We start from the raw sequence: 2,131 nt of genomic DNA, 5'->3' as shown, positions 1-2,131 counted from the left end.
ACCGTGATCTCCGATCTCGTGGCGGCGGCGGGCCTCGCCACCGGCACCCTGCGCCAGCTGCCCCTGACCTTTCCGGCGCGGCGCTTCTATGTGCTGCGCCACGCCGATCGCTATCATTCGCGGGCGGCGCAGGCGCTGATGGCGCTGATCCGCGAACCGGACGGCGCCGGCACCGCCCCGACGGCGGCGCCCGTCAGCCGCCCGCGGTCTCGAGCTCGGCGCTGACGGCGAGCCATTCCTCTTCCGCCTGGGCCAGCTTCTCCACCGCCTCGGCGCGGGCCTTGGCGAAGCGGGCGGCGTCCAGCGGCTTCCTGGCGTGGAGGTCCGGCGCGGCGAGCTTCATGTCGATGCCGGCGATCTCCTTCTCCAGCTTCTCCACCGTGGCTTCCAGTTCGCGGATGCGCTTCTTCAGCGGGCCGGTGGCGACGCGGCGCTTGCCGTCGGCCGGGGTGCCGTCCTTCTTCAGCTCGGCCTTGTCCTTCCGGCCGGCATCGGTCATGCGGTCGCCATCGGACTTGGAGAGCACCTCGCGCTTGTACTGGTCGAGGTCGCCGTCATAGGCCTTCACGGTGCCGCCGGAGACGCGCCACAGCTGGTCGGCGCAGGCTTCCAGCAGATGCCGGTCGTGGGAGACGAGGATGACGGCGCCGGGATAGTCGTTGATGGCCTCGATGAGGGCGGCGCGGGCCTCGATGTCCAGATGGTTGGTGGGCTCGTCGAGGATCAGGAGGTGCGGCCCGTGGAAGGTGGCAAGGCCCAGCAGCAGCCGGGCCTTCTCGCCGCCCGAGAGGGACGACACCTTGGTGTCGGCGGCGCCGCCGGAAAAGCCCATCTCCGCCGCCCGTCCGCGCACCCGCGCCTCGGGGGCGTCGGGCATGAGCTTGCGCACATGCTGGGCCGGGCTGTCGCCGGGGATGAGTTCGTCGATCTGGTGCTGGGCGAGATAGGCCACCTCCAGCTTGTCGGCGCGCACCACGCTGCCGCTTTCTTCCTGGAGGCGGCCGGCGAGGAGCTTGGCGAAGGTGGACTTGCCGTTGCCGTTGGGGCCGAGCAAGGCGATGCGGTCGTCCTCGTCGATGCGAAGATCGAGATTGCGCAGGATCGGCTTGCCCGGCACGTAGCCCACCGACACATGGTTCATCACCAGGATGGGCGGGGACAGCAGCCGTTCCGGGTGGCGGATGGAGATGGCGGCGCCTTCCTCGCTCACCTGGGCGGCCAGCGGCTCCATGCGGGCCAGGGCCTTGAGGCGCGACTGGGCCTGCTTGGCCTTGGTGGCCTTGGCGCGGAAGCGGGCCACGAAGGATTCCATGTGGGCGCGCTGCATCTCCTGCTTCTTGCGCGCCTTCTGGTCCAGCAGCAGCCGCTCGCGGCGCTGGCGGTCGAAGCCGGTGAAGCCGCCCTTGTAGAGGGTCAGCTTCTGGCCGGTGAGGTGGAGGATGTGGTCCACGCTCTCGTCCAGCAGGTCGCGGTCATGGGAGATGAGGATCACCGTGCGCGGATAATGCGCGAGGTAATCCTGCAGCCACAACGTGCCTTCAAGGTCGAGATAATTGGTGGGCTCGTCCAGCAGCAGCAGGTCTGGCTCGGTGAAGAGCAGGGCCGCGAGGGCCACGCGCATGCGCCAGCCGCCGGAGAATTCCGAGCAGGGCCGCTGCTGCGCGCTCTCGTCGAAGCCGAGGCCGGCGAGGATGGTGGCCGCCCGCGCCGGCGCCGAATGGGCGTCGATGTCGAGAAGCCGCATCTCGATCTCGCCCATGCGCATGGGGTCGTGGGTGGTCTCGCGCTCGTGCAGCAATTGGGCGCGCTCGGTGTCGGCGGCGAGCACGCGCTCCAGCAGGCTGTCGGGGCCTGCGGGCGCCTCCTGCGCCACCCGGCCGATGCGGGTGCGGTTGGGCAGGCGCACCGCGCCGCTCTCCAGCTCAAGCTCGCCGACGATGGCCTTGAACAGGGTGGTCTTGCCCGAGCCGTTGCGCCCCACCACGCCCACCCGCGCATTCTCCGGAATGGCGACGGAGGCATGGTCGATGAGCAGGCGCCCGGCGAGGCGCAGGGAAATATCGTCGAGAACGATCATGTCCGCGCTTTTCGCAGGCGCGGGCAGCGGGGGCAAGGGGCGGGGATGCAGGGC

At 70.1% G+C, this 2,131-nt stretch carries 1 protein-coding gene and 1 pseudogene; one reads left to right on the top strand and one right to left on the bottom strand.

Annotated elements, in window-relative coordinates; all coding sequences use genetic code 11:
- Positions 1 to 225, top strand: a pseudogene (locus K9U41_RS22665) (LysR family transcriptional regulator); the annotation flags it as partial.
- Here the strand turns inward: K9U41_RS22665 and K9U41_RS22660 are convergent.
- Positions 194 to 2,077 carry an ABC-F family ATP-binding cassette domain-containing protein gene (locus K9U41_RS22660; RefSeq protein ID WP_282643098.1) on the bottom strand — a complete coding sequence of 628 codons (1,884 nt, stop codon included), beginning with the start codon at positions 2,075 to 2,077 and terminating at the stop codon, positions 194 to 196. The pseudogene K9U41_RS22665 and the gene K9U41_RS22660 overlap by 32 nt on opposite strands.
- Between the last annotated feature and the right edge of the window lie 54 nt (positions 2,078 to 2,131).

Source organism: Xanthobacter autotrophicus, from assembly GCF_029991245.1.
Lineage (GTDB): Bacteria > Pseudomonadota > Alphaproteobacteria > Rhizobiales > Xanthobacteraceae > Xanthobacter > Xanthobacter autotrophicus_C.
The sequence above is the reverse complement of the archived record's forward strand: the minus strand, read 5'-3'. Positions and strand labels throughout refer to the sequence as shown.